At 63.4% G+C, this 23,939-nt stretch carries 18 protein-coding genes; 7 read left to right on the top strand and 11 right to left on the bottom strand.

What is annotated here, in order from left to right; genetic code table 11:
• Positions 1–10 precede the first annotated feature (10 nt).
• Positions 11–727 (top strand): COQ9 family protein, encoded by a 717-nt coding sequence (locus tag C0V82_RS15780; protein ID WP_188595111.1) that lies wholly within the window; start codon positions 11–13, stop codon positions 725–727.
• Here the strand turns inward: C0V82_RS15780 and C0V82_RS15775 are convergent, their stop codons facing one another.
• Together C0V82_RS15775 and C0V82_RS15770 are read right to left on the bottom strand one after the other, a co-directional pair.
• A complete protein-coding gene (locus C0V82_RS15775) occupies positions 728–2,752 on the bottom strand; it encodes a putative bifunctional diguanylate cyclase/phosphodiesterase (protein ID WP_102113113.1) in 2,025 nt (674 codons plus the stop codon).
• A gap of 236 nt (positions 2,753–2,988) precedes the next feature.
• Positions 2,989–3,186, bottom strand: coding sequence for a hypothetical protein (locus tag C0V82_RS15770; protein WP_102113112.1), 198 nt, complete (start codon positions 3,184–3,186; stop codon positions 2,989–2,991).
• Positions 3,187–4,154: 968 nt separating this feature from the next.
• Between C0V82_RS15770 and C0V82_RS15765 the strand changes: the two genes are divergently transcribed.
• The 3 genes from C0V82_RS15765 to C0V82_RS15755 all read left to right on the top strand — a co-directional run bounded on the left by C0V82_RS15765 (position 4,155) and on the right by C0V82_RS15755 (position 9,046).
• A complete protein-coding gene (locus C0V82_RS15765) occupies positions 4,155–6,104 on the top strand; it encodes a PrkA family serine protein kinase (protein WP_102113111.1) in 1,950 nt (649 codons plus the stop codon).
• 72 nt (positions 6,105–6,176) lie between these two features.
• Positions 6,177–7,499, top strand: coding sequence for a YeaH/YhbH family protein (locus C0V82_RS15760; RefSeq protein ID WP_102113110.1), 1,323 nt, complete (start codon positions 6,177–6,179; stop codon positions 7,497–7,499).
• A complete protein-coding gene (locus tag C0V82_RS15755) occupies positions 7,496–9,046 on the top strand; it encodes a SpoVR family protein (RefSeq protein ID WP_102113109.1) in 1,551 nt (516 codons plus the stop codon). Before C0V82_RS15760 ends, C0V82_RS15755 begins: the two co-directional genes overlap by 4 nt.
• Positions 9,047–9,096: 50 nt before the next feature.
• Here the strand turns inward: C0V82_RS15755 and C0V82_RS15750 are convergent, their stop codons facing one another.
• Positions 9,097–10,161, bottom strand: coding sequence for a Leu/Phe/Val dehydrogenase (locus tag C0V82_RS15750; RefSeq protein WP_102113108.1), 1,065 nt, complete (start codon positions 10,159–10,161; stop codon positions 9,097–9,099).
• A gap of 298 nt (positions 10,162–10,459) precedes the next feature.
• On the opposite strand from C0V82_RS15750, the gene C0V82_RS15745 reads away from it, so the two are divergent.
• Positions 10,460–10,798: a hypothetical protein gene (locus tag C0V82_RS15745; RefSeq protein ID WP_102113107.1), complete on the top strand. Its 339-nt coding sequence runs from the start codon at positions 10,460–10,462 to the stop codon at positions 10,796–10,798.
• Positions 10,799–10,919: 121 nt separating this feature from the next.
• Here the strand turns inward: C0V82_RS15745 and C0V82_RS15740 are convergent, their stop codons facing one another.
• From C0V82_RS15740 to C0V82_RS15725, 4 genes are all read right to left on the bottom strand, one after another.
• Positions 10,920–11,276: a helix-turn-helix domain-containing protein gene (locus C0V82_RS15740; protein ID WP_054168839.1), complete on the bottom strand. Its 357-nt coding sequence runs from the start codon at positions 11,274–11,276 to the stop codon at positions 10,920–10,922.
• Between the two features lie 15 nt (positions 11,277–11,291).
• Positions 11,292–11,537, bottom strand: a complete 246-nt coding sequence (locus tag C0V82_RS15735) for a hypothetical protein (protein WP_156344676.1) — start codon at positions 11,535–11,537, stop codon at positions 11,292–11,294.
• Positions 11,538–11,948: 411 nt separating this feature from the next.
• Positions 11,949–14,147: a winged helix-turn-helix domain-containing protein gene (locus tag C0V82_RS15730; RefSeq protein ID WP_102113105.1), complete on the bottom strand. Its 2,199-nt coding sequence runs from the start codon at positions 14,145–14,147 to the stop codon at positions 11,949–11,951.
• Positions 14,148–14,386: 239 nt separating this feature from the next.
• On the bottom strand, positions 14,387–17,395 hold the full coding sequence (locus tag C0V82_RS15725) for a TonB-dependent receptor domain-containing protein (RefSeq protein WP_102113104.1): 3,009 nt from the start codon (positions 17,393–17,395) through the stop codon (positions 14,387–14,389).
• 372 nt (positions 17,396–17,767) lie between these two features.
• Between C0V82_RS15725 and C0V82_RS15720 the strand changes: the two genes are divergently transcribed.
• Positions 17,768–19,894 (top strand): TonB-dependent receptor, encoded by a 2,127-nt coding sequence (locus tag C0V82_RS15720; protein WP_102113103.1) that lies wholly within the window; start codon positions 17,768–17,770, stop codon positions 19,892–19,894.
• Complete coding sequence (locus tag C0V82_RS15715; RefSeq protein ID WP_102113102.1) at positions 19,894–20,958, top strand: PepSY-associated TM helix domain-containing protein; 1,065 nt, start codon at positions 19,894–19,896, stop codon at positions 20,956–20,958. The genes C0V82_RS15720 and C0V82_RS15715 overlap by 1 nt, the downstream gene beginning before the upstream one ends.
• Positions 20,959–20,962: 4 nt before the next feature.
• Here the strand turns inward: C0V82_RS15715 and C0V82_RS15710 are convergent, their stop codons facing one another.
• The 4 genes from C0V82_RS15710 to C0V82_RS15695 all read right to left on the bottom strand — a co-directional run bounded on the left by C0V82_RS15710 (position 20,963) and on the right by C0V82_RS15695 (position 23,937).
• Entirely contained in the window at positions 20,963–21,664 is a 702-nt protein-coding gene (locus C0V82_RS15710) for a heavy metal-binding domain-containing protein (RefSeq protein WP_102113101.1), read from the bottom strand.
• Positions 21,661–21,993: a YbjQ family protein gene (locus C0V82_RS15705; protein ID WP_102113100.1), complete on the bottom strand. Its 333-nt coding sequence runs from the start codon at positions 21,991–21,993 to the stop codon at positions 21,661–21,663. Before C0V82_RS15705 ends, C0V82_RS15710 begins: the two co-directional genes overlap by 4 nt.
• 158 nt (positions 21,994–22,151) lie before the next feature.
• On the bottom strand, positions 22,152–23,123 hold the full coding sequence (locus tag C0V82_RS15700; protein ID WP_102113099.1) for a cache domain-containing protein: 972 nt from the start codon (positions 23,121–23,123) through the stop codon (positions 22,152–22,154).
• Positions 23,124–23,139: 16 nt separating this feature from the next.
• Positions 23,140–23,937 (bottom strand): transporter family protein, encoded by a 798-nt coding sequence (locus C0V82_RS15695; RefSeq protein WP_102113098.1) that lies wholly within the window; start codon positions 23,935–23,937, stop codon positions 23,140–23,142.
• Between the last annotated feature and the right edge of the window lie 2 nt (positions 23,938–23,939).

The following is a 23,939-nucleotide window of genomic DNA, read 5'->3' as shown; positions in this document are numbered from 1 at the left end:
GAGACAGGTGATGACCGACGCCACGACGACGCCGCAACAAGATGCTTACGCCCGTGCCCAGGCCGCCCTGGCCACGCGCAAGGATGCGATCCTGGTGGCCATGCTGCCCGATGTGGCGTTCGATGGCTGGACCGGTGCCACCCTGCGCCGTGGGGCGGAGGCTGCCGGATTCCACGCGCAGGAGGCGGAGGCGGCGTTTCCCGGTGGCCCCGTTGAAGCCGCCTGCTGGTTCAGTGATTGGGCCGACCGACAGATGGTGGACGCCCTGGCCGGCGTTGACCTGACGACATTGAAGGTACGGGAGCGGGTCACACTGGCCGTACGCAAGCGCCTGGAAATCCTGACCCCCTATCGCGAGGCGGTGCGCCGCGCCAGCAGCCTTCTGTCGCTGCCGCAGAACGCCACGCGCGGGCCGCAGCTTGTCTATGCCACCGTTGATGCCGCCTGGCGGGCTGTCGGCGATACGTCCATCGACTATAATTTCTATACCAAGCGCCTGCTTCTGGCTGGTGTAGTCACCACCACCACACTCTACTGGCTGGATGACCGGTCGGATGAGTTGGCCGATAGTTGGGCCTTCCTTGACCGGCGCATCGCCAATGTCATGAGCGTGGGCAAGGTCATCGGACAGGTCACGGGCCGGGCCGACAAGGCAGCGGGCCTGCTGCCCCATATCCCGTCGCCCACCCGCTTCATGCGGCGGCTGCGGGGGGCCGCGGGGGTCTAATCACCCCACCGCGCGCACTCCCTCACCCAGGAACCGTTCCTCGAACTCCGCCGCTGGCAGGGGGCGGGAGATCAGGAAGCCCTGGATCGTCTGACAATCGAGTGTGCAGAGCCAGTCGCGCTGCGCCTCTGTCTCCACCCCTTCAGCCACGATCTCCAGCCCCAGGCGCTGGCCCAGTTCCAGGATGGTGGCCGGAATGGCCACATCATGCGGCACCGTCTGCATGAAACCCCGGTCGATCTTCAGCACGGTCAGCGGGATGCGCCGCAGGTGGGACAGGGAGGAATAACCCGTCCCGAAATCATCGATGGCCATGCCAACGCCGATATCGCGCAAAATACGCAGCATGGCGAAATCGCCCGCCGCCTGCGTCATCGCCACCGTTTCCGTAATCTCCAGCGTCAATAGGTGGGCCGGCAAGCCAGATGTCGCCAGGGCCGCACGCACGCGCGTCGGGAAATCGACATCCGCCAGCTGACGCGGGCTGACATTGATGGCAACAGGCAGATCGCCATAGCGACGGCGCCAAGCCGCCGCCTGCCGGCAGGCATCACCCAGCACCCAGTCGCCGATGGGGCCGATCAGGCCGGTCTCCTCTGCCACGGGAATGAAGTCGGCGGGGGCGATATAGCCATCCTCCGTCTTCCAGCGTAAGAGCGCCTCCGCCCCCCGCAGGCTCAGGCTGCGCGGGTCCACCTTGGGCTGGTAGAACAGCTCGAACTCGCCGCGCAGTTCGGCGGCGCGCAGACGTGCCTCCGTGCGCAGACGGGCCATGGCCTGTTCTGACATCTCGGCGCTGAACATCCGCCAGCAGCCGGTACCTGCCGCCTTGGCCGCATACATGGCGACATCGGCGCAGCGCAAAATCTGCCGCGCATCCTGTCCGTCGCTGGGCCAGAGCGAGATGCCGATGGAGGCGCTGGGATGCAGCAAATGGCCCTCCAGGTCCAGCGGACGGGCCAGGGTGGCCAGGATGCGGTCGGCAACCTGAATCGCCTCCTTCGGCTCTTTTACATCCTCCACGAGGACCAGGAATTCATCTCCACCCAGGCGGCCCACCGTGTCGGAATGGCGCAGCGTATCGTCCAGTCGGCGGGCGATGCCCTGCAGCATCCGGTCGCCCATGTCATGGCCCAGGCTGTCATTCACATGCTTGAACCGGTCCAGATCCAGGAACAGCACCGCCACGCCGCGCTTGGTCCGCTTGGCCCGTGCCAATGCATGTTCCAGCCGTTCCAGCAGCAGGGCACGGTTGGGCAATTCTGTCAGCGGATCACGCGTCGCCAGTTGCCGCAGCTGCCCCTGGCTTTCATCCAGCTTGTCCAGCGTCTCATTGATACGCTGGGTCAGGCGGCCCAGTTCATCCGTTTCATGGCCTGCGGGCACCTTCACACGGGTATCGCGGGGATTGTCGGGGTCGATCCCCGCCACCGCCTGCTCCAGTTCCACCAGCGGGCGGGTCAAGAAACGGTGGAACACCCAGGTGAGCATAAGGCCCAGCAGGATATTGCGCACCAGCCCACCCAGCAGCGACGATCCGACAAAGGCAATATAGTCCGCCGACACCCGCGCCATATCCAGGTCGATGCGCAGAATGCCGATGGGGGGCTTTTCCCGCCCGTCAGGCAGGGGCCGGTAAAGAAGGCGGGTACCGCGCGCCAGATCGCCGAACACCAGCCGGCCAATGGCCCCATTGCCGCCGCTGGGCGCCGCCAGGGCCCGGTGGCGGGACCAGAGGGGCTGTTCCTCCGATATACGTATATCGATGCCGGCAATGGCACCGATGGAAAGAGCGGAATTGCCGATCTGCTGGGCCAGCGCCTCATCCACGTTCCAGGCGGCGGCGGCGGCACTGCCTTCCGTCAGGTCGAGCATCTGTTCGACCAGATCGCTGGCCTTCCCGCGCTCACGCCAAGTCGCCCAGGCAACCTCCAGCCCGCTCAACACCAATCCGATGAGACAAGCGGCAAGCACGGCACGCGCCGCCTGTCTGGCCGCCAAGGAACTGCCCAGCCCTTTCAGCATCGCCCTCCCCAAGAGGCTTGCATTCGGCCGCACACCGCGAGGCGTTACTGGTCACCTCATCCATGAGGTTACGCAAGCGCCCTGCGATATTCCGTCGGGGTAATCATGCCCGAAAAGGGCTGGACCTGTACAAGCAATTATTGGGCATCCGCCCCCGGATTAGGCGCAAAGAAAAAGGGCCGCCCCGGCGGGACGGCCCCTTGATATTCCGTTACGCGCCCGAAAGGGGCCGCGGATCAGGAAGCGCGCTTCAGCTTGCGGAACTGCGCCCACATCGGGGACGGGTTCTTGTCCAGGTCATAGGCGCGGGTGTTCTTGGGGTCCAACCCTTGGCGGCGGCATTCCAGCGCGAAGATATTGGTGTTGGCGGGATCCAGGCCCAGCTCAACGCAGGCGGCGGTGAAGACATTATCGAAATCGGCGCTGCTCATCATGTCACCTTCGCAGGTTCAACGTTTGTCACGGTCGGGACCATCGGGCCTGGCCGGTGTCGGTTAGCGGCGAAAAACCGCTGCCCTTCACGCATCGCAGCATCGCCAGCCATTACGGCTAATTTGCGAAACTGTTGATCCAAAACGATGGCGTTCACGTGACTAGATCAAATCATCAGCCAATCTGTTGCAACAGCGAACAACGCATGGCCGCCCCTTCCGCATCGCGGGATGACTATACGGAATTGTCGGGGGGCCGGTCTCGCACCGGCGATTCGACCCTTGTTGTCCACCGGCGCATCCGGTCAGGGGGGCTGGCCGACCACCCGGTGCCGCGCCATATCATGACCAGAAGTGGCAAAAGCGAAGCGGTCGTTACGGATTGTTAAAGGTGTGCGGCTGTATGCTTTGACCCATGGCCCCCTTTCGGGTCATGCTGTGTACGGACCCCGTTGCTGGATGGGCGGGGATGGACAGGGGACAGTGTTCCCCCAAACGGGCAAGCGCCGAACGCCGCCCGATCGCCCGGACGGGCAGGTGCCCCGGCATGCATACATGCCTTCGGCCTGCCCCAATCGGGGGAGATGATGCTTTGCGTCGGTTCGGTTTCGTGATCACAGTTTTGCGTTCAGTACCAACAGCTTGATTACCGATTGACCCCCAGCCTTGGGAGACGCGGTGATGGGTGACGGTAGGGCCAGCAGTTACGGGACAGACCGGTCGACCCGACCGGATGGTGCCCTGCGGCCCGCCCCCGGCGCCGGCGCGTTCCCCGTCGCGGGTTCGACAAGAATAACCCGGCGGTTCGCCTGTGGGCGACCGGAACGGGGCCGGGCCGGGGAGGCCCGGCGCGAGCCAAGGATCGACCGCCACCGTATGCCACTGCGCCCCGCCGGGATGGCGATGCGCCACAGGGCTAGCCCCTGCCTGCGCTATCGCCCCGCAACCGGCCGTCAGGAAGGAGAGTGCCGATGAGCAGTCTGGTCACAGACCTTTTCGCCAGTTACGCCAGTTCCTATGAAAGCCGCCGCGACGTTGAGATGTCGTTGATGGAATATCTGGAGGGGTGCCGCGACGATCCGCTGATGTATGCCAGTGCCGCCGAACGGCTGCTGGCCGCAATTGGTGAACCCGAAGTGATCGACACGGCCAGGGATGCGCGGCTTGCCCGCATCTTCATGAACCGCACCATCAAGGTCTATCCCGCCTTTGCCGAGTTCTTCGGCATGGAGGAGACGATTGAGCGCATCGTCGGCTTCTTCCGCCATGCAGCCCAGGGGCTGGAGGAACGCAAGCAGGTGCTCTATCTGCTGGGTCCCGTCGGCGGGGGCAAATCCTCGCTGGCCGAACGGTTGAAGGCGCTGATGGAGGACAAGCCCATCTATGCGCTGAAGGCCGGCGACCAGATCAGTCCCGTTTTCGAAAGCCCCCTGGGACTGTTCGATCCCGCCACAATGGGCGCGACGATCGAGGAGAAGTTCGGCATCCCCCGTCGCCGCCTGACAGGCCTGATGAGCCCCTGGGCGCTGAAGCGGCTGGATGAGTTCGACGGCGATATTCGCCGCTTCAAGGTCGTAAAGCTGCGCCCGTCCCGCCTGCGCCAGATCGGCATTTCAAAGACGGAACCGGGGGATGAGAACAATCAGGACATCTCCTCCCTGGTCGGCAAGGTCGATATCCGCAAGCTGGAGCTTTATAGCCAGAATGATCCTGACGCCTACAGCTACTCCGGCGGCCTGAACCGCGCGAACCAGGGCATGCTGGAATTTGTGGAGATGTTCAAGGCCCCGATCAAGATGCTGCACCCCCTGCTGACCGCCACGCAGGAGGGCAATTATATCGGGACGGAGAATATCGGTGCCCTGCCCTTCCAGGGCGTGATCATGGCGCATTCCAACGAGGCGGAGTGGCAGAGCTTTAAAAACAATAAGAACAACGAGGCCTTCATCGACCGCATCTGCGTGGTGAAGGTTCCCTATTGCCTGCGGGTGATGGAGGAACAGCGCATCTATGAAAAGCTGATCAAGACCTCCGAACTTTCCGGCGCGCCCTGTGCGCCTGCCACCCTGGAAATGCTGGCGCGGTTTACGGTGCTGTCCCGCCTGCGCGACCATGGCAATTCCAACCTGTTCAGCAAGATGCGGGTCTATGACGGGGAAAGCCTGAAGGAGACGGACCCCAAGGCCAAGACCATGCAGGAATATAAGGACGCTGCCGGCGTGGACGAGGGGATGAACGGCATCTCCACCCGCTTCGCCTTCAAGGTCCTGGCCAGCACCTTCAACTATGACAATACCGAGGTGGGGGCCGACCCTGTCCACCTGATGTATATCCTTGAACAATCCATCAAGCGGGAACAATTCCCCGACGAGGTGGAAAAGAAATATATGGAGTTCATCAAGGGTGAACTGGCACCCCGCTATGCGGAGTTCATTGGCAACGAAATCCAGAAGGCCTATCTGGAAAGCTACCATGATTACGGCCAGAACCTGTTTGATCGCTATGTCGATTATGCCGATGCCTGGATCGAGGATCAGGATTTCAAGGACCCTGACACGGGCCAGCTCCTGAACCGCGACCTGTTGAACCAGGAACTGACCAAGATCGAAAAGCCGGCCGGCATCGCCAACCCCAAGGATTTCCGCAACGAGGTGGTGAAATTCGCCCTGCGGATGCGGGCATCTAATGGCGGGCGCAACCCGTCCTGGACCAGTTATGAAAAGCTGCGCGACGTCATCGAAAAGCGGATGTTCAGTCAGGTGGAGGAACTGCTGCCCGTTATCAGCTTTGGCTCGAAGAAGGACAGCGAGACGGAGAAAAAACACAGCGAGTTCGTCAATCGCATGATGGCCCGCGGCTATACCGAACGTCAGGTTCGCCGTCTGGTCGAATGGTACATGCGGGTGAAACAGGCGGGGTAATGGCGTGCCCCTCTCCCGCCAGGGTGGGAGAGGGGCGACGGGTTCGACCCCCATCGAAAGGACGGTGCAACCTTGTTCACCATTGTCGACCGACGTCTCAATCCTTCAGGTAAAAGTCTGGCCAACCGCCAGCGTTTCCTGCGGCGCGCCAAGGAACAGGTGATGCGGGCCGTACGCGATGCCTCAGCCAAGCGTGGCATCCGCGACATCGATATGGGCGGCGACATCTCCATCGCCCCCGATGGCATCCGCGAACCGACCCTTCGCCGGTCCTCCACGGGCGGGCAGCGTGATTATGTCGTTCCCGGCAATAAGGAGTTCATGTCCGGCGACAAGATCAAACGCCCACCGCAGGGTGGCGGGTCCGGCAGGGGCAATGAGGGATCGGAGGACGGCGACGGCCAGGATGAATTCCGCTTTGTGTTGAGCCGGGAAGAATTCATCGACCTGTTCCTGGAAGACCTGGAACTGCCCGATCTGGCCAAGCGCAAACTGGCCGTCACCGACGCCATGGACTGGCACCGGGCCGGCTACTCAGTGGCGGGTTCACCGGCTAACCTCAATCTGGTGCGCACCATGCGCAACAGCCTGGCCCGCCGTATTGCGCTGAACCGCCCCACAGGCGACGAGATCAAGGCCCTGCGGCAGGAGATCGATGATCTGGAACGCAGCGGGCGAGACCGAGAGCGGCTGGAACAGGCACGCCTGGAACTGGCCGAGGCGCTCAAACGGACCCAGCGCATCCCCTACATCGACCCGGTCGATGTCCGCTACAACCGCTTTGCGGCCACACCGCGACCGGCGGCGCAGGCGGTCATGTTCTGCCTGATGGATGTGTCGGGCAGCATGACGGAGCATATGAAGGACCTGGCCAAGCGCTTCTACATGCTGCTCTACCTGTTCTTGTCGCGGCGGTACAAGCATGTGGACGTGGTCTTCATCCGCCATACCCACCGCGCCGCAGAGGTGGATGAAGAGACCTTTTTCTACAGCGCCGAGACCGGCGGCACGGTGGTGTCAACCGCGCTGGAGGAGATGGCGCGGGTCATCAAGGAACGCTATCCGCCCGGTGAATGGAACATCTATGCTGCCCAAGCCAGCGATGGCGATAATGCCCTGTCGGACAATACCAAGACAGCATTGCTGATGACCGACAGCATCCTGCCTGACTGTCAATATTATGCCTATCTGGAGGTGGGGCAGGAAGGGATGATGCCAGGCCTACCCTATGGCGGTGGCCCGCGCGAAACCGACCTGTGGCGCACCTATAAGCAGATCAATGCCGGCGGCGTGCTGGCCATGCGGCGCGTGACCGAACGCAAGGAAATCTACCCCGTCTTTCGCGAACTGTTCGCCAAGGACAAGGCCGGGCAACCGGCGGAGGTGAGTGCATGACCCTAACCGCCTTTGAGACCGCCCCGCTCTATACCGGTGCCGACTGGGACTATGACAAGGTTCGCCGCGTTTATGACGCCATCGAGAACGTGGCGCTGGAGATGGGCCTGGACACCTACACCAACCAGATCGAGGTGATCACGTCGGAGCAGATGCTGGACGCCTATTCCAGCATCGGCATGCCGCTGTTCTACAAGCACTGGTCCTTCGGCAAGCATTTTGCCCGCGACGAGGCGCTGTATCGCAAGGGCCAGCGGGGTCTGGCGTACGAGATCGTGATCAATTCCAACCCCTGCATCAGCTACATCATGGAAGAAAACACCATGACGATGCAGACGCTGGTGATCGCGCATGCCGCCTTCGGCCATAATCACTTCTTCAAGAACAACTATCTGTTCCAGCAATGGACCGATGCTGATGGCATTCTGGATTACCTGTCCTTCGCCAAAGCCTATATCAGCCAGTGCGAGGAACGGTACGGCCACGCCAATGTCGAACGTGTACTGGATGCCGCCCACGCCCTGATGAACCACGGCGTCCACCGCTATCCCCGCCGCCGTGGCCCCGACTTGCGCAATGAGGAGAAACGGGCGCGCGAACGGCTGGAGCATGCCGAAGCGACCTTCAACGACCTGTGGCGCACCGTCCCCACCAAGGCAGGTAGTAACAGCCCGCTCTCCGACCGCGACCGCCGCCGCACCCTGCTGGAACTGCCGGAGGAGAATATCCTCTATTTCCTGGAGAAGAAGGCCCCGCGCCTGCAGGGATGGCAACGGGAAATCCTGCGCATTGTGCGGCATGTGGCGCAGTATTTCTATCCGCAGCGCCAGACCAAGGTGATGAACGAGGGCTGCGCCACCTATTGCCATTACCGCATCCTGTCCACCCTGCATGAACGCGGCGCCCTGACCGACGGCGCCTGGATGGAGGCGATGCACAGCCACACCAATGTCGTGTTTCAGCCGGAGTTCGATGATCGCCGCTATGGCGGCATCAATCCCTACGCACTGGGCTTCGCCATGATGCAGGATATCGAGCGCATCGTGACGGAACCGACACAGGAGGACCGGTACTGGTTCCCCGATCTGGCAGGCCGGGGCGATGCCATGGGTGCACTGCGTGACGCCTGGGCCAATTTCCGAGATGAAAGCTTCATCCTGCAGTACCTGTCTCCGGCGCTGATCCGCAAATTCCGGCTGTTCCATGTGGCCGATGATGCGCGCGACCCGGAAATGAAGGTGGCCGCCATCCATGATGAACGTGGCTACCGCGCCGTCCGTCACGCGCTGGCGCGGCAGTACGACATCGCCTGGGCCGAGGCCGATATCCAGATCGTCGATGTCGATCTGGTCGGCGACCGCAAGCTGATGCTGGAACATCATGTGATGAACCAGATCCTGCTGGAGGAGGAGGAAGCCCGCGCCGTCATGCAGCACCTGGCCAATCTCTGGGGTTATGAGGTGGTGCTGGATGAGGTGGAGACACCTGGCGCCACCCCGCTGCGCCGGATCAACGTCGCCCCGCGCGTTGTGCTGGGCGGGGCATAAGGAGAAGGAGTTCCCCCGCCGCCAGGAATGGCGGCGGGGGACACGACACATTACGCCGCCTGCTTCTGACCGCCCTTGCCAGCGGCCAGGATTTCGCGGGCCATTTCGTCGGCAACAGCACTGGTCGGGCGGTTCTCCCAGTCGGCGCGGCGGAAAATTTCCGTCAACGTCACGGGAATACGCTCCACCTGGCGCAGCACGGAATCGCGGTCATAATCCTGCGTCACTTCGGCGGAGACATTGATGATGCCGCCGCCATTGATGACATAGTCGGGCGCGTACAGGATTCCGGCGGCGCGCAGCGCCTCGCCCATCGGGTCAGTTTCCAACTGGTTGTTGGCGCCACCGGCCACGATCTTCGCCTTCAATTCGGGCAGGCTGCGCGGATTGATCACGGCACCTAAGGCGCAGGGCGCGTAGACATCGGCATCGGCCGCATGGATACGGTCGGGTGCCACAGCCATGGCCCCGAACTTGTCCACAGCGCGCTGCACGGCATCAGCATGGATGTCGGTGACCGTCAGGATGGCGCCGTCATCTGCCAGACGCTGGCAAAGATGGCTGCCGACATTGCCCAGGCCCTGCACCGCGACGCGCACGCCCCTCAGGCTGTCGGTGGCAAGCTTGTGCTTCACGGCAGCCTTGATGCCCATATAGACGCCATAGGCGGTAAAGGGCGACGGGTCGCCCGATGCATCATGCCCCTTGGACAGGCCCGCGACATGGCGCGTGGTCTGGCCCATGGTCATTACGTCGGCGACGGTGATGCCCACATCCTCCGCCGCGATATACTTTCCACCCAGGCTGTCGATGACCCGGCCAAAGGCGCGGAACAGCTCGTCCGTCTTGTCCTTGCGGCTGTCGCCGATGATCACGGACTTGCCACCACCCAGCGGCAGGCCGGCCATGGCGTTCTTATAGCTCATGCCCCGCGACAGGCGCAGTGCATCGCGCATGGCCTCGGTATCATTGGCATAGGGCCACATGCGGCAGCCGCCGCAGGCGGGGCCCAAGGCCGTGGAATGGACGGCGATGATGGCGGCCAAACCGCTGGCCTCGTCGCGGCCAAACAGAACCAGTTCGTGATTATCGAAATCGGGGAAATCGAACAGCATGGGGCGGGGCCTCCGGGCCGATGGATCGCTGCTGCCACCTTTCTTTGCGGGCGGCTTTGACGGCCAAAGTCTAGGCATGGCAGCGCACCAAGGTCGATTTCGTTGTTGGGCGACGGATTGCACGAAACGGACGCGGCGACGGCCTTTCGGAAAATTTCCTGTCGCATGGCGAAAGGCAGCATTGCAGGTGCCAGCTGGAAACTGTGCCAATGGATAGCTTGCCCGAAACCACGGACCGCGCGACGGTAGTGAACCGGGTGCAGGCAGGCCCCGCAACAGTCGGCAACAGGGGCCGCGCATGGGCGAGATTATCCAATTCCCGGGTCAGGCACGACCCCTGGCAACCACGGTCAAGCTGGCAGATCAACTGGTCGCCGCGACGTCGGAACTGCCGGACCTTGTCTCGGCGGTGGACCGGATGGGGCGGTCGGCGGAAAGCCTGTGCCATGCCCTCCAGGGCGGCCTGACGGCCATGAATGTCGCCTTTGGCCGCGCCCTGGTGGTGAATGAGGCGCATCAGCGCCTGCAAATGGCGGTGCAGAAGGCGATGGAACTGGCCGACACGGACCCCGACGCGGCGGCTGGCCGGCTGGCCGAATTGCGCGCCGATTATGCCCGGCTCGCCGCGCTGCGGTAAAATCACCGGTTAAAATTGTTGACCGGTGGTACGGCGACGACTGCCGCCGCGCGGCTCGTGCCGCGTAAGCCCAAGCCCATGGATGTGGGCGCCGGCGATTGAGGGGCATGAACTACAATATTCAGGCGGCCACGATGGGGCGTGCCGCCTCAATCTGGCTGTTCAGCAGGTCCCGGATCGCACGGCCACGCGGCGTCAGTTGCACCACGCGCAGACGGGCATCCTGGGTCCAGGCCCGGCGTTCGACCAGCGCACCGGCGGCATCGCCCCTCCCCTCTTCCACATCGCGCGACAGCTCGTCAATGGCCCGGCTGATGGCGCAGGGCGCCTCCCCCATCAGATAGGAGAGTTCCGCCTGGCTGATGCCTTCATTCTCGCAGATGGTCAGCAGGGCCGCCGCCGTGCGCAGCGACATGCGCGGATTGATCTTCAACAGGGCCTGCGTGATGGCCAGCGCCGTGCTGGGATAACGTTGCATGAAACAATCCCCCTATCAGGCGACGCTGGCATAGGGACGCAGACGGCCCGTGCGGGTGACCGGCGGACGCGGCGCGGTCCCGGAATTGGCGGCGGTGCGGTTGCGCAGTTCGCGCAGGTCCAGCGTACTGTCCGGATAATGGCGCTGGACCTCTTCCAGCAGCTCGATCAGCCGCTTTTGATGCTCACCCGCCTCGACGAAGTTTTCAGTATGGAATTCGATATTGATGCATGCCTTGAGGCGGAGTTTTCCGTCCTTCATCTTTTCCCCCAACTGATCTGTGCCGTTCTTTGCCGATTGTTCAGGCATCCGTGACGGCGACAGGGGAAAGATTGCCGGACTGCATCGAACTGACCATGATGGAAAGATGATCATTGGCTGATTGAAAGCCGATCATCGCCTGACGAAAGCCCGTTATTTACCCTAAATCACTGATTTTTATACCATAATTTGACATCAATCAGACCACTTTTGACACATGATGGAAAGATGATGGGCACATTTCCAGAATGATCGCGGCGGTGAGATGGATGATGGGGCACGCCCCCACCCCCTTCTCCGGCACATAGGCCCCCTCACCCAACCCAGCCTGTCCTTCGGAAAATCTAAGGGAAATCCGATGCCGTTACGGCAACCCGGAAAAGATTCGGCGCTGACCGTATCAGCGGCAAATCACTCGGGCCTGACAGGGTTCAGCAGGACCAGATCGGATTCCTGACCCACGAACTGCATCATCATCACCGACCCGTTGGCACAGTCGGCAGTGATCTGGCCCCGGCTTTCGGTGCGGGCCACCATGCCCAAGCGGCGTTCCGCCCCCGTCTTGCGATCAACGGCAACCACCTCTGCCGAGGGCAGGTTGACGCGGGCCGCATAGATCGTGTCGGGACAGACCACGACATTGCGCCGGCGCAGCGTGACGGGCAGGTCCAGCGTTCCGCCACCCTCCCCCTTCAGCGCGGTCCAGGTCAGCTTGGTGCTGCCACTATTGCCGACCAGCAGCATGGAACCATCTGTCGACATGTCGATATAGTCGCGGTTCTCGTCGATCTTCACGGGTGCGGCACCCGCTGGATCGATCAGCCAGATATCCCAAGTCGTTTCCCCCCGGATGGGAATGCGGATACGACCATCCTGCATCCAGACGGGCGCGTTCTTGGCATGCCCATCATGGGTCAGCCGCACCGTCGCCTCGTCGGAAATGGTGACACGGTACAGGTCGCTGACCATGGCGACCTCCGCCACGAACAGCAGGGCGCGGCCATCGGGGGACCAGCGCAGCCCGTTCATGTTCGCCCCCTGCAGATTGGTCAGGGGCCGGGGCGGGCGGTCATCTTCGGCCAGCCATATCTGCGGCTCACCGGTGCGGTCGGACACGAAGGCCAGCGCCCGCCCATCGGGCGACAGCTGCGGCTCATATTCGTTGGCGCCGGACCCCTGCAGGGTGCGCTCATGCGCGTCGGTGGTGAATTCCATGATGTCGGCATGGCCACGGTAGATCTCCATGGCCATGTTGCCGCGCTGGCTGGCAACGGCCAGACGGCCCAACTGGCCGATGCCGGGCATCACCTGCTGCCAGCGCGCGGTCTGCAGATCGACATACCACAGGCCCCGCCGCTGCCGGCTGGCATTGGTCATGTAAAGCCCGCGTCCATCCACGGACCAGGCAAAGTTCACAGACGTGCTGTCCAGGGCCAGCCGGTGCAGTTCCTTGCCGCTGCGCGTGTCCACCACCATGATCGACAGCTTGCCGTCGGGCCAGGCGCGAGCAAAGGCGAGTTTGCGGCCATCGGGAGAATAGGCGGGGATCCAGTCATCGGCATTGCCACCCGGCGGCACCGGCAGCAGGCTTGCCTGCCCCCCCTCCAGCGGCATCATCATCAGACGCGACATCTTCACGGTGGCATCGGGCACGCCGGTGAAGATGATGGCCTGTCCGTCGGGCCGCCAAGCCAGGTTGGGCAGCTGATCACCGACACAGTCACCGATGCGGCGTTCCTTGCCCACCGGCACAGCGATGACATAGATGGCGCAGTTCCAGTCGCGGTCACTGCGCAGGAAGGCGATGGCATCCCCACGGGGCGACCAGACGGGCATCCGATCATGATCGGCCGTATTGGTCAGCGACACCGACCGGCCATTGGGCCCGGTGCCCCGTAGGATGATGTCGAAATCGTCAAAGGAATTGCGGGCGGCGTAGGCCGCCATCTCCCCGTCCGGTGACAGGGCCGGGAACAGGTCCATCCCCGGTTCCAGGGTCAGCGGGAGCACGTCGAAGACGGGGATGGCCAGCGAAGGCTCCACCCGATCCGCCCGCCAATAGGCCACACCCAGCACGATCACGGCCAGCGACAGCAGCGCCACCGCGACAGACAGCGCCAAACGTAAACGGCGTGCCTCTACCGTGGCTGGCAGGGTACCCGCCGGCGGGAGCGCGGCAGCGCGGGCGGTATCCGTATCGGCGGTGGAAACAGGTGTTTCCAGTCCGTCGGTGGCCGGGGTCGCCACAGGCGCGGCCTCTGCCTCCGCCCCTTCATCCACGAACAGTGCGTATCCGAATTTCGGGATCGTTTCCACGCGCAAACGGGTGCTGCCGACATCTCGGAGCGCGCGGCGCAGCTGGAAGATACAGCGGTTGAGGCTGTCTTCGGCGACGAACACCCCACCCCAACAATGATGCAGCAGCGTGTCGCGGGAAACCGATTGTCCCTGATGGCGAACCAGCAGCACCAGCACCTGCATGATGCGCGGCTCCACCCGGCGCTGCCGGTCGCCCATGGCGATCCGGTTCAGCGATGGGCTGATCGTCACATCACCCACGACCAGATCCTGGTCGGGATTGATGTCGAACCCGGATGCCAGATGGTTCATTCCCGCTACCCACACTCCGCAGGCCGTGGCCGTCCTGCCGGACAGCCTTGTTAATTAAGTTTCACCGTGACTTTCAATCATTTCAGCCACCCCGCGGGCCGCGTTGCAATAATGATATCCGAAATGACGGCAACCCGGCCAGTCCCGCATGGGACCGGTCGGGTTGCGCGCCCGGGGTATGTTAATCCTGGCCGGTCGGAACGGCACCGGTCATCCGGTACCGCTCCAGCCATCCGGGATCAGAAGCGCACGTTCACACCAACCGAGAACACGCGGCCCAGCGGATCATACATGCTGGGGAAGGTGTTGCCCGAGTTGGCAGAGGTGGCGCCCGCTTCGTTGCCGACCACCGGCGGGTCCTTTTCGAACAGGTTGGTCACGCCGGCGCTGAGGCGCACCTGCTCGAACAGCTGATACGAACCCTGGAGGTCGATGTAGTTGTAAGCCTTGATCTTCTCGAACTTGTCGAAGGTCGTGGGCTTCTGACGCTCCTCGATCTCCACCCCACCCAGGTGACGCCAGGTATAACCGATGGTGAAGTCGCCGATATTCCAGTTCATGCGCTGAACCCAGCGGACTTCCGGCAGCGGGCTGCCGACGCCACCGGCACCGACGGCGCCGGGGCAGCTGGTGCCGAAGCGGCCCACGCAGTCCAGGACCGGGGTCTGGTCGGAGCTCTTGGACTCCTGCGTCAGGTAGTAGTTGGCGTTCAGGGCGAAGATCAGGGTGCCCATATCGCCGCCGACGCCCAGATCCTCCAGGTCGACATTGAAGTTGACGCCCAGTTCCAGACCTTCGGCCTTCAGGTAGTTCAGGTTGGTCGTGAAGGCCTGCAGACCTGCACCCGGCAGAGTCAGCGTGCCACCGACGCGGATGACCTTGGCGCACTGGCTGGCGTCACCGGCGACATAGCAACCGTCCAGGATTTCCTGCGGTGCAAAGGCGCCGATCACGTCCTTGATCTTGATGTTGTAATAGTCCAGCGAGATGAAGGTGTTCTTGATCGCACCCAGATCCGGGGTCAGGACGATGCCCAACGTGCTGGTGTCGGCCACTTCCGGGGTCGGCAAGCGGGCCAGATCAGTACCGGCGAACACGTTCACCTGACCGGCGGCGATATCCACGACATTACCGACCTGGGCGGCGGTCATGCCGGTGGAAATGCAGCGGGCGCGCAGGGTGGCATCCGTCAGAGCCGCCGCATTGCCGACCGAGCAGGGGTCGGTATTGGCATTCTGCAGGGCCGCGACCTGCGGTGCCGCCAGTTCACCTACGTTCGGGGCGCGGGCCGCGCGCTGCTGCGAACCACGGAAACGGACGCTGTCTATCGGGGTCCAGTTCAGGCCCAGCTTCCAGGTCTTGTTGACGCCGGTCGGGTCATAGTCGGCGTAACGATAGGCCGCTTCCAGGTCCAGCGACTCGAAGCCCGGCTTGTCCGCGACCAGCGGCACCAGCACTTCGCCGAAGACTTCCTGCACGTCGAAACCGCCGGAGATCGGGCGCAGGTTACCGCCCGCACCACCCAGGCACGAGGCCGGAGCCAGCTTCCAGCATTCGTCCGGTGTGCGGGAGCCGGTTTCCTTGCGGTACTCGGCACCGAAGCTGACGGCAACGCTGTCACTGGCCCAGGGGCTGACCAGACCTTCGATCGGGCCGCTGACGGAACCGGTGACGATGGTCTGGGCGTAATGCTGCTTGTCGATGGCCGACGCGGAGGCATAGGCCGCCATTTCCGGGGTGATGGAGCCGAAGCCACCGAACAGGTTGATCGGCACGCAGCCGCCCTGGCCGCCACGGCAGGCCGTGGTGCTGACGGCGTTCAGCGCGTTGCCGACATTGGTGATGTTGGTATAGCCCTGGCTCAGGTTGGTGCGGCTGCTTTCGCCATGCTGCACCGACACATCATAGGTCCAGCCTTCCATGATGTCGCCGCGCAGCCCCGTCAGGAACTGGAACGCGTTATTGTCGTAGGAGGTGGAGCGGGGCCCCAGTTCCACGGTACGGCGGCTGATCGACAGACGGATATCGTCGGCCTGATCGACAACGCCGTTATTGTTGACGTCCACCCAGTTCGGGAAGACACCGCCCGTCATCACCGTACCAGCAGTGCGGCCGGCATTGGCGGCGTTGATAATGGTCTGACGGGCAGCACCCGTCAGATACGGGTTGTTCAGCGGCACGAAGAAGGTGGTGCCGAAAATGCCCGACGGCGCGACCTGCTGGGTGTTCTTCGTGCTGGAGTACGAGAAGCGGCCATAGGCCTCGACATGCTCGTTGATCTCGTAATGGCCGGACGCGAAGCCCCCAAAACGCTCCAGCGGGGTCTGGTAGTAGTTATACGGATTGAAGTTGAAGACCGAGCAGTTGGCGCCGATGGAGCCATCATCGCGGAACTGACCCAGGGCCGGGCCGCCGGCGATGGTGACGCGCGACGGCAGCGTGGTCGGCGAACCGCCAGCCGCGACGGAGTTCGGACCACCGCAACCCGCCGGGGCAGGGTCCGGCACCTTGCCATCCAGGAAGTTCTGGTAATTAGCACCCGACGCGGTGGCGATACCCAGCTGACCCAGCGGACGGGAACCCAGCTGCACGCCCTTGCGCTGCGAGTAGTTGATGCCCAGCACGACATTGCCGCGGCCATCGGCCAGGTTGGAACCGACGGTCACATCGGCGGAATGGATGTGACCATCCCCCTCGCCCGTGACGGAATAGTCGTAATTAGCATCAACGCCTTCAAAATCATCCTTCATGATGAAGTTGATGGCGCCGGACATGGCGTCCGAGCCGTACACGGCGGACGCACCGCCGGTGACGATGTCCACACGCTCAATCAGGGCCGTCGGGATGGTGGAGACGTCAACCAGACCGTTGAAATTGTACGGCGTGACGCGCTTGCCATCCATCATGATCAGGTTGCGCTGGGCACCCAGGCCGCGCAGATCGACGGTGGAGGCGCCGGCGGTGCCGTTATTGGTGTTCTGGCCGTCGCCGGGAACCGTGACGGGCAGCATGCGGAAGATTTTCTCGACTTCCGGCTGCTGAAGCGCGTCAATCTCGGCGGCACCCACCGAGTAAACGGGGCTGGTGGAGGTATCATTGGGACGCGCAATGCGCGAACCGGTCACAACGATCTCTTCGATCGCATCCTGCGCCAGGGCGGTGCCCATCGGCGCCAGCACCGCGGCCAGGGCGGCGCCCAGCAGCAGGCGGGAGCGGACCGAGCCGCGCACATTATTAGAAAGTGTCATGGTTGCTGTGTCCCCTTGTTCCAACAGGCCGCGCCTCTGTTCGGCAAGCTTGCGGGCGCGCGCTCAGTCAATGTGCCCCAAGGCACCGGCGGAACACTCGTATAGGGCCAATTTTACTGCAATAGTGAATTGTAACAGTGTTTATTCATTATTAACCTCTGTGGCATTTGCGACATGAAGATTTTGTTTACGAGAACAAATATTTATTTGTTTGCCATTTTTATTTGATTTCATATTTGCAATAAACTCCCCCCTATTGACCTCCAGCACCCCGCAGCATCAAACCCGACTTGCATCAATAGCATTGATAATGAGTTGCATTTGTATGTGTGACGTCATAGGGTCCCGGCGTTTTGAAAAGGAGAGGTTTCGATGCGCAAGTCCTTGTCGTTCCTGATGATCAGCAGCAGCCTGATTGCCCTGCCCGCCGCCGCACAGCAGGCAGCGAAGGCACAGGACGATATCGATGCCATCGTTGTCACGGCGGCGCGCACCAAGCTGCCGGCCAACGCCCTGCCCCTGACCGTGGATGTCATCGGCAGCGCCGATCTGGCACAGCAGGCGGCCATCAGCGGATCGGTCGTGGATGCCGTGGCCACCCTGATCCCGTCTTTCTCCCCCACCCGCCAGAAGCTGTCGGGAGCCGGTGAAACGCTGCGCGGCCGGTCGCCGCTTTACGCCATCAACGGCATCCCGCAATCCACCCCGCTGCGTGACGGGTCGCGCGACGGCTTCACCATCGATCCGTTCTTCGTGGATCGGGTGGAGGTGATTTTCGGCTCCAACGCGTTGCAGGGCATCGGCGGGACCGGCGGCATCGTCAATCAGGTGACCGTGAGCGCGCCCAAGGCCGATGGCAATAGCGGTCGCGTCCTGGTCCAGGGCACGGCCAATGACGGGTTCGAAGGCGACAGTTTTGGCGGCAAGGTGGCGGCCCTGCTCAGCCACCGGGACGGGCGGTTTGATGCCACCGTGGGTGCGGCCTATGAGACACGCGGCGCCTTCTATGACGCCAATGGCCGCCGCATCGGCATGGACAGCACCCAGGGCGAAACCCAGGACAGCGCCAGCACCAATGTCTTCGCACGCTTCGGATATGAAGTCTGGGAGGGCGCGCGCCTGGACCTGATCGCCAGCCGGTTCGAACTGAAGGGCGATGGTGACTATGTGGCCGTCACCGGCAACCGCGCCCGTAAGCTGCCCGGCACGTCGGTCAAGGGCAATCCGCCGGGCACACCGGCAGCCAACCGCACCGAAAGCGTAGCCCTGTCCCTGACCGACGATGATCTGGCGGGCGGTACCCTGACCAGCCAGATTTTCTTCAACCGGTCGCGCGACACGTTTGGCGGCGACCCGTTGCCCATCGCCACCTTCCAGGATGTGCGTCTGGCCCCCAACGGCACCCTGTTCGATCAGTCGCAGAACCGGTCGCGCAAAACGGGCGGCAAGATCGCCTATGAGCGCGCCATGCCGGGGTTTGAGGATCTGACGGGCACCGTCGGTTTCGACGCCATCTGGGACACGACCGAACAGCGCCTGATCGCCACGGGCCGCAAATGGGTGCCGCCCACGGATTTCCGCAGTCTGGCTCCCTTCGCCCAGCTCAATCTGGCATTGCTGGATGAGAAGCTGCGACTGGCCGGCGGCGTGCGGTCGGAAAATGCCCGCATCACCATCGATGATTACACGACGCTGGCCTCCTACGGTTCCCGCTTCGTCTCGGGCGGCAGCCCGAGCTTCAGCGACACGCTGTGGAATGGCGGGGTGATCGTGGAGCCGGTGGACGGTCTGCGCGCCTACGCGTCTTATGCCGAGGGCTACACCGCCCCCGACGTGGGCCGCATCACGCGCGCCATTACCCAGGTGGGTATCGATCTGGACAATTACCTGAACATCAACCCCATCGTCTCCAACAACAAGGAGATCGGGATTGAGGGCGACTATGGTCCGTTCAAGGGCGGTGCCACCTATTTTTGGTCCAGTTCGAAGGAAGGGCAGCTTCTGGTCCTGCTGAACGGTGTTTATGAGGTGCAGCGCCAGCGGGTGGAGATCGAGGGGCTGGAACTGAACCTGTCCTATGAGACGCCCCTGCCCGGTCTGACCTTGTCGGGCGGGTATGCTCATCTGAAGGGACGCGCCGACAGCAATAATGACGGCAAGGTCGATGTTCGCCTGGATGGTGCCAACATCTCGCCCGACCGCCTGAACCTCGCCGCCACATACGCGCAGGATAAGATCACGGCGCGGGTGCAGACCCAGACTTATCTCTCGGGCGATGTCGGCAGTGGCAATGTCTTTGCCAGCTTCAAGGGCTACACGGTGGTTGACAGTTCCATCCGCTATGAGCTGCCCATCGGTGGTGTGACCCTGTCGGTGCAGAACCTGCTGGACCGGCAGTTCATCGATTATAACAGCCAGACCCAGCGTCTGACCGATAGCCAGCGTTACTATGCCGGCCGTGGCCGCACCCTGACCGTCGGCTGGGATTACAGCTTCTGATGAAGGCGCTCGATCTTCTCCACCGCTGGGCCGGCGGCATCCTGGGTCTGGTCCTGGCCCTGATGGGCCTGTCCGGGGCCTTGCTGGTGCATAAGGATGCCTGGGTCATGGCCCCGGGTGCCGGTGACGCGCTGGTGCGTGATGCCGGCCCTGTCGCCGCGGCCGTGGGGAAGATCTTTGCCGATCCGGCCCGCCCGGAAAGCATCATCTTCGCCAGCGACAGTTTCGGCCTGCACCGGCTGCGCACCGCCAAGGGTGCCGGTGCCTATGCCGATCAGGCCGGAACGGTCGTGGCGTCCTGGGACAGCATCTGGGAGCGTCCGGAACTGTGGCTGTTCGACCTGCACCATTATCTGCTGGCCGGGGAGGTGGGGGAGACGTTCCTGGGCATCGTGTCTCTGGTCGGACTGTTCTTCGTGATCTCCGGCTTCATCCTGTGGTGGAAGCTGCGCCGCACGTTCCAGTTCAAACTCTGGCCCGCACGCATGTCGCGGCCCGCCATCATCCGCCATCACCGGGATATCGGCGTGGTTCTGGCGCCGCTGCTGTTCGTGTCCTGCCTGACAGGCGCCATGCTGACCCTGCGGCCCGTGGCCGATTTCGTGTTGAGCCCGTTGGGCTCTGCCAAGGAATGGCGCGCCGCGACGGCGGCACCCAAGGTGACGGGTGGCCCATTGGCCGATAACCCCGACTGGCACGCCATGCTGTCGGCGGCGCAGGCACGCTTTCCGGAGGCTGAGTTCCGGGTCCTGGCCCTGCCGCGCAAAGCCGGCGATCTGATTTCCCTGCGCCTGAAACAGCCTGATGAATGGCTGCCCAATGGCCGCACCCTGATCTGGTTCGACCCTGCCGATGGAAGGGTTGTGGACATGCGCGACGCCCTGTCCATGCCGGCGGGGCAGCAGGCCTTTCAGAAGGTCTATCCCCTGCACGCAGCCAAGGTCGGCGGTCTTGCCTACCGTCTGTTGATGACCCTGTCGGGTTTGGGCATGGCGGTTCTGGGGACGCTGGCCGTCTGGACCTTCTGGTTCAAGCGACCCAAGAAGCAGGCGGCGCCCGTCTGAGCCGTCATTCCTTGATATGGAAGACCCAGCGCCTCCAGAAATTGCCGAAATAGGTGTCGACCAGATAATCCATTTCCGCCGTGGCCGCCGCGGCAAGGATCAAGGCGGCCAGCGCGATCACGATCTCCCGCCGCTGCCGGGGCGGCTCCGCGCCGATCGCTTCCGTCACCTGAGGCAGCGGCCCCGGCGCTGCCCCAACCAGGGCCGTGCCGGTGGCCAGCATGGCGAAGCGGCCCCGACCCAGCCCGATCTGACAGATGTCCACCCCCGCCAGCACGCCCGCCCCAAGACCGTGCGCCTGTTCACGCAGGCGCAGCAGGGCCAAACGCCGCGTACGCTGCATGTCGCGCTGCCGCGTGACCACACGTCCCCCGATGATCCGCCGGATCAGCAGCATCAGACGGCCCAGCGGCGCCGGTGCCATGACAATGGCGGCCTGCACCAGTTGCGGTTTACCCACGACATCCAGCGGTGGCCGGCCCGTGAAGACCCGTACGCTGGCCATCGCCGCCTCCATATCCAGCAACCGCCGGTCATGGCGGCGCTCCAGCCACGCCCCCAACAGCAGGACGGCGGCGTTGAACAGCAAGGCAGCCAACACGCCGCCAAGCCAGATGCTGATATCCAGATCATCCCCGTTGCCCAGATCCTCCAGAATCTCCAGCCATTCAAAGCCGGGGGGCAGATCGGGTTTCGGCCCGCTCACGATGCGGCCTGTTCCGCCACGATCTCAACGGCGGTGCCATAGGCCAGCACCTCCGCCGCCCCGCTGCCGATATTGGCGGTGCCATAGCGGATGGAGATGATGGCATTGGCACCCAATTCTTCCGCCGCTGCACGCATGCGGGAGGTTGCCTCCTCCCGCGCCTCGTTCAGAAGCTCGGTATAGCCGCGCAGTTCGCCGCCCACGATTTCCTTCAGCCCCGCCATGATGTCCCGGCCCACATGCTTGGACCGTACCGTGCTGCCCTGCACCAGCCCCACATGCCTCACGACACGGTATCCGGCCGGGTTCTCCAGCGTTGACAGGATCATCGGTTCCCCCTTTGGCGTCATCCCCATGGGCAGGATGGCAGGGGTCGGATAGGGGGGCAAGGCCGGGCCGGATGCGCCAGGCCGGAATTGGCCCCATCCGCGCCAGATGGCGACCGGGTTTATTCCATCTCATATGGAATGCGACCGGGCAGCGCTGGTTACCGGTCCGATCCCTGTGGGGGGCGGGCGATACGGTTGGCCACCAGCCAGCCGAGTGCCCCGAACAACGGGGCCAGCCCCAAGCCCGACCAGAAAATGAGATACCGGATGCCGTCGGCGGGAGCATAGGCAATCTCCACCGGCTGCCGGACCAGTACGGTCCAGGCCAGCCCTTTGACCACGCGCTGACGCTGATCGGCGGCGAAGCCCGTTATGTAATCCTTGCCGTCGGGCCAGCGTTCGACCCGCCAGCCCACCATGCCTTCCCGCGCCCGCCGGGTGCTTTCAAGCGGCAGCATGCTGCCCAGGAGGTCGCGCGGGCCCAGCAGAACACGGTTATCGGCGGCGACCAGAATGGTCTCCAGGCCGCTGCGCCCCTGCATCGGCGACAGGGGATCGGTGACCAGCCGGCGCGCCCAATCCCAGCTGTAATGCACGGCCACGACGCCGCGCACGGAACCATCCTGCCCCTTGATGGGGGCCGACACATCGACGAAGCGCAGGGGCTCTCCCGTGACATTGGGCAGCAGCTTGGCCAGCAGCACCGCCTCATGCACGTCACCCATGAACGTGCCCTTGATCCCTTCCACATAGACGGGGCGCTGGGCGATGGATTGGCCAACCAGGATGCCGCGCGTGCCAGCCACGACCTTGCCATCCTTGTCGGTGATCCCGGCCCAGGCCAGGGCCGGGTCCTGATCACCCATCTGATCCACGATGCGCTGGGCCACGGCAGGGTCGCCCAACGCCTCGACCTGGGTCAGCACCTGGGTCAGGGCGGCACGGGCCTGCATGTCGCCATTCAGACGGGAGGATAATCCCTCTGCGACAGCCGCCAGGGAAGTACCGACCTCCTGGTTCAGGACACGCTCGGCTTCCCACCCGGACAGGATGCCATGAACAAGCGCCAGCAGCAGCACGATGGTGCCCGTTGTCGCCCCCATCAGATTACGCAGGCTGAGGATCACCATGCCCCTCCCCCTTCGGTTACCGCCCGCCGAAATTCCACCATAGGGCCAGCAATGCCATACGTTCCCCCCCGGCATTGCGACCGCCAATGGCCTTTGACAGGCCGAATTGCAGACTGACATCATCTGTCAATTTGCGCACCGCTGACAATTGCAGCTTATAGCGGCGAACATCCCCATAGCCGGCGCCCGGCGTGCCCACACTGACGGCATTGAAACTCTGCACCAGCAGCAACCAGTCATTATCCGGTCTGTATCCCGCTGTCAGGTCTAGGCGCAGCTCATCCGCCGCCGGCCCGCCGCGGGTGCGGTACGCGAACTGGGCGTCGATGAAGCCGCGGTTGAAACCGTGTCCATAGAGCGCACGCATCTCCGCATCGACCTTTCCCGACCCCAGCGGCGGCTGATCCCCCTTGTCATAGCCGAGCGGCACGCGGAGCAGCGGCTGCAGCGCGACGATGTCGGTACCGTCTTGCCATATGGTGCGGCGAACCGCGAATTCCGCGTCGGCCAGACCCGATCCCTTGTCGCTGCCCCCGGCCGCATTGTCGGCCTTCAGCCGCTGCCAGGAAGGCTGGAAGCTGATTGTGGTGTCGCTACCCACCCCCCAGGAAATCAGCGGCGCCACCTCCAGCTTACGGAATTTCGGGTCGGTGCCGCCGACGCGACCGTCAAAGCCGCTGTCGGATTCCGAGTAGGTGGCACCGGCGATGACCTCCATGGTTCCCGCCGCCTGCGGCCAGGCCCCGGCAAAGGCGGGCATAGCGGACACAAGCAGCGGCAGAGACAAGAGGGTCAGGCATTTGCGCAGAAACATGG

Source organism: Niveispirillum cyanobacteriorum, assembly GCF_002868735.1.
In the GTDB taxonomy this organism is placed as follows: Bacteria; Pseudomonadota; Alphaproteobacteria; order Azospirillales; family Azospirillaceae; genus Niveispirillum; species Niveispirillum cyanobacteriorum.
The sequence above is the reverse complement of the archived record's forward strand: the minus strand, read 5'-3'. Positions and strand labels throughout refer to the sequence as shown.

Coding starts and splice junctions, on each gene's coding strand:
- C0V82_RS15735 (WP_156344676.1), bottom strand. CDS start 11,537: ATGAAGGACGGAAAACTCCGCCTCAAGGCATGCATCAATATCGAATTC.
- C0V82_RS15750 (WP_102113108.1), bottom strand. CDS start 10,161: ATGCTGTTCGATTTCCCCGATTTCGATAATCACGAACTGGTTCTGTTT.
- C0V82_RS15775 (WP_102113113.1), bottom strand. CDS start 2,752: ATGCTGAAAGGGCTGGGCAGTTCCTTGGCGGCCAGACAGGCGGCGCGT.
- C0V82_RS15770 (WP_102113112.1), bottom strand. CDS start 3,186: ATGATGAGCAGCGCCGATTTCGATAATGTCTTCACCGCCGCCTGCGTT.
- C0V82_RS15695 (WP_102113098.1), bottom strand. CDS start 23,937: ATGTTTCTGCGCAAATGCCTGACCCTCTTGTCTCTGCCGCTGCTTGTG.
- C0V82_RS15765 (WP_102113111.1), top strand. CDS start 4,155: ATGAGCAGTCTGGTCACAGACCTTTTCGCCAGTTACGCCAGTTCCTAT.
- C0V82_RS15725 (WP_102113104.1), bottom strand. CDS start 17,395: ATGACACTTTCTAATAATGTGCGCGGCTCGGTCCGCTCCCGCCTGCTG.
- C0V82_RS15705 (WP_102113100.1), bottom strand. CDS start 21,993: ATGATCCTGTCAACGCTGGAGAACCCGGCCGGATACCGTGTCGTGAGG.
- C0V82_RS15700 (WP_102113099.1), bottom strand. CDS start 23,123: ATGGTGATCCTCAGCCTGCGTAATCTGATGGGGGCGACAACGGGCACC.
- C0V82_RS15720 (WP_102113103.1), top strand. CDS start 17,768: ATGCGCAAGTCCTTGTCGTTCCTGATGATCAGCAGCAGCCTGATTGCC.
- C0V82_RS15740 (WP_054168839.1), bottom strand. CDS start 11,276: ATGCAACGTTATCCCAGCACGGCGCTGGCCATCACGCAGGCCCTGTTG.
- C0V82_RS15755 (WP_102113109.1), top strand. CDS start 7,496: ATGACCCTAACCGCCTTTGAGACCGCCCCGCTCTATACCGGTGCCGAC.
- C0V82_RS15780 (WP_188595111.1), top strand. CDS start 11: ATGACCGACGCCACGACGACGCCGCAACAAGATGCTTACGCCCGTGCC.
- C0V82_RS15730 (WP_102113105.1), bottom strand. CDS start 14,147: ATGAACCATCTGGCATCCGGGTTCGACATCAATCCCGACCAGGATCTG.
- C0V82_RS15715 (WP_102113102.1), top strand. CDS start 19,894: ATGAAGGCGCTCGATCTTCTCCACCGCTGGGCCGGCGGCATCCTGGGT.
- C0V82_RS15745 (WP_102113107.1), top strand. CDS start 10,460: ATGGGCGAGATTATCCAATTCCCGGGTCAGGCACGACCCCTGGCAACC.